General features: G+C 71.2%; 4 protein-coding genes. 2 read left to right on the top strand and 2 right to left on the bottom strand.

Annotated elements, in window-relative coordinates; translation table 11 throughout:
- Positions 1–227 (bottom strand): RNA polymerase sigma factor (locus ACFWGZ_RS40495; RefSeq protein ID WP_382456887.1); only part of this gene is annotated, 227 nt, incomplete at its 3' end.
- Between the two features lie 53 nt (positions 228–280).
- Here ACFWGZ_RS40495 and ACFWGZ_RS40490 point away from each other — a divergent pair.
- On the top strand, positions 281–706 hold the full coding sequence (locus ACFWGZ_RS40490; RefSeq protein ID WP_382456886.1) for a hypothetical protein: 426 nt from the start codon (positions 281–283) through the stop codon (positions 704–706).
- 12 nt (positions 707–718) lie between these two features.
- Here ACFWGZ_RS40490 and ACFWGZ_RS40485 read toward each other — a convergent pair whose 3' ends face one another.
- Positions 719–1399, bottom strand: coding sequence for an acVLRF1 family peptidyl-tRNA hydrolase (locus ACFWGZ_RS40485; protein WP_382456885.1), 681 nt, complete (start codon positions 1397–1399; stop codon positions 719–721).
- A 312-nt stretch (positions 1400–1711) separates the two neighbouring features.
- Between ACFWGZ_RS40485 and ACFWGZ_RS40480 the strand changes: the two genes are divergently transcribed.
- A complete protein-coding gene (locus tag ACFWGZ_RS40480; protein ID WP_229694335.1) occupies positions 1712–2614 on the top strand; it encodes a hypothetical protein in 903 nt (300 codons plus the stop codon).
- The last annotated feature ends 393 nt before the right edge of the window (positions 2615–3007 follow it).

Raw genomic sequence — 3007 nt, 5'->3', positions numbered from 1 at the left:
GCGGAGGACAGGCCCTCGGGAGGCGCGTCGGTGAGCTTCTCCCTGCGCCACCGGACCTTGCGGCGTTCGGCGAGGAACGTCCGCACGACGATCTGGCGCAGGTACGGCTCGAGCCCCGACCGGTCCGCGAGTTTCGGACCGGCCAGGTAGAGCTTCAAGAACGCCGACTGCATGACGTCCTCCGCCTCGTGCCAGCTACCGCTCATCAGGAACGCGGTGAAGCGCATCGAGTCGGCGTACCGGTCGAAGCAGTCGGTGAACTCGGCCTCCCAGTTCAGCGGTGGCTCCTCACCGGGCCGGGGTCGTGGCGACCGGCGGCGTCGTCGCGGGCGGGGTCCACGTGGTGGGGCCCGGTCGCGTGGTCTCGATCGGCGGCGTCGTCGGGATCGCCGACGTCGGCGGCTGCGGACGCGTGCTCGGCGGCTCGGGGCGCGTCGTGGGCGGCTGCTGCGGCGTCGTCGAGGCCGGCGGGGTCGCCACCACCGACGAGGTCGGCGGGAGTTCGGGCGACGTCGCGATCGGCGTGGTCGAGGCCGGGGTGGTCGCGACCGGCGTGGTCGAGGCCGGTGCCGACGTCGTCGGCGTGGTCGCGGGGGTGCTGCCACCGCTCAGCGCCAGCGCGGGCACCGCGATGCCGACGGCACCCAGTGCCACGGCTCCCGCCACGATCACCATTCGTTTGCGCACTTGCAGCTCCAGCGGGTAGGTGGTGCCCGGTTCAGGCACCCTCACCCGTATCCATGCGGCCGGGCTCCGGTCCGGTTGCCCTTGTGTCCTGGATCACGATCTCGACGCACCTGGCCCGTCCGGCGGCCTCGTCGAGGACGCTGCGCCGGGGTTCGGGGACGTCCAGGACGCGGTCCTCGGCCATCTTGAAGACGCCCGCGAGCCTGCGGTCGTCGCGCAGCACGTCCAACGCCTGCCGGTCGCCGCCGAGGACGACCCCGTCGAGCTGCCCGAGCCGGGGCACGAGGACGCGGACCACGTCGTCCGCGGCGGCCTGGAGCGCGACGCGGGCCTGTCCTTCACGACGCCGGGCGAACCGCTGCTGCGACCAGCCACCGGCCTTGATCCGGCCGTGCACCTGCTTGCGGTCCGTGGCCGACACCTCGACCCGCCCGCCAAACGCCACCCCGACGCTGTGCCCGCCGAGCCGCACGAGCACCAGCCCGATCCGGCGCGGCTCCGCCAGCTTCTCCAGCACCTCTTCCACAGAGGTACCTCCCCGCGTCGCGAACGCGGCCGTCGCACCGTCCGCCGCAGAGAGGACGACCTCACGTTCGGAGACCCGGACGTCGATTTCGCCGTGCCGTTCGGCGAATCGCCCGATCCACCCCGCGACCCGCTCCGGCTCGACCTCGACGGCCCGGCCGCCGGGCACGACCCGCACGCGGCTCATCGAGTCGCCGGTGCGTCGAAGTCGTCCACTGTGCACACACTAGAGCCACCCCGACACAGCGCGTGAACGCACAACCAAGTTACTGGCGGGTTCGCTACGCTTGACAGATGAGTCTCGAAAGCGTGAACTCATCAACCGTATGGATTAACCATTGACTCCATCCGGCCCCGACCAGCGATGTTCACGGGCGGGTAGGGTCACTGGGGCGTGATCTTATGACAGCGGGGAGTCACCATGACGACTGCTGCCGGTCGACCAACACTGACCGTTGACGACACAGACTCAACGGGCCACGGCAGCCTTGCGCAGCTCTTGACGACGGGACCCTTCCCGGAAGCGTTGAGGGCGGCGATCAAGGCGAGCCGACTCAGCCTCGACCGCATCCAGCACAGGTTGGCACTGCGCGGCGTCACCATCAGCGTCGCGACGCTCAGCTACTGGCAGTCAGGACGGCGAAGGCCTGAACGCCCGGAATCACTGGAGGCGCTGCGGCACCTCGAGTCGGTTCTCGGCGTACCTCAGTCGGGCCTGTCGGCGCTGCTCGGTCCGCCTCGCCCGCGAGGCCGCCGCTGCCGCCCGACGACGATGATGCCGATCGACGCGCTGTGGGCGCGTCGCGAGCGGGTGGCGAACCTGCTCTCGAAGGTCGACACCTCGTCCGACCTGAAACTGGGCCGGATCAGCCAGCACGACCGCATCGAGATCTCCGCCGACGGCGGGCAGAAGTCGGTGTGGGTGCGGCAGATCCTGCGCGCCGAGCAGGACGGCCCCGACAGGTGGGCGCTCGTGTTCGAGACCGAGGAGTCGGACGTGCTCCCCGAGATCCTGAACGTGCGCAACTGCCACCTGGGCCGCATCGCCCGCGACCACGAGGCCAACATCATGGTCGCGGAGATGATGTTCGAACGCCCGCTCACCCGCGGCGAGACCCTCATCATGGAGTACCAGCTGGTCTTCCCGGAGGGCCACGCGCCGAAGGGCAACAACACCTTCGCCCGCAAGTTCCGCCTGCCGGTCCGCGAGTACGTGATCGAGGTCCGCTTCGACGAGACGAACCTGCCGTCGCGCGTGCAGCAGTACAGCGTGCCGGCGGGCGACGAGACGCCTTCGCGGCGGCGCAACCTGACCCTGGACTCGGGCGGCGGCGTGCACGCCGTGGCGCTCGGCTTCGGTCCGGGCGTGTTCGGCATCCGCTGGGAGTGGCCGAACCGCTAGCGGGCTCCAGCACCGCGTGAGGGGCGCTTCCCGGCTTCGGGAGGCGCCTCTCACGCGTGGTTCGGGTTGTGGGGTGGGCCGTGCATGAGCGGCACGGAAGGTCTGGGTGCCACCTGACGGGGCGTGTGGTCCACGCCAGGTGAGTGGCGCCGGCTGAGGTGAGCCGAGCCAGGCCGGGCGCGTGGGCGCGGACATGCCGGTCGCGCGGGCGGGCTGACGCAGGCGTCCCCCCGCCTCCGGGAACCCCCGCGTATCACCCTACTCAGCAGGTCCGACACTCCCGGCGCTCGGCAAGCCCGCACCCGCTCCACTCGGCGCCCCCGCACCGCTCGGCGCTCTTGCACCCCGCCCCACCCGGCACCCCCGCTCCACCCACCCCGAAAAGCCGGAAGG

The organism is Lentzea sp. NPDC060358 (genome assembly GCF_042725365.1).
Classification (GTDB): Bacteria; Actinomycetota; Actinomycetes; order Mycobacteriales; family Pseudonocardiaceae; genus Lentzea.
Note: the sequence above shows the minus strand (reverse complement) of the source record. Positions and strands in the feature narration are given on the sequence as shown.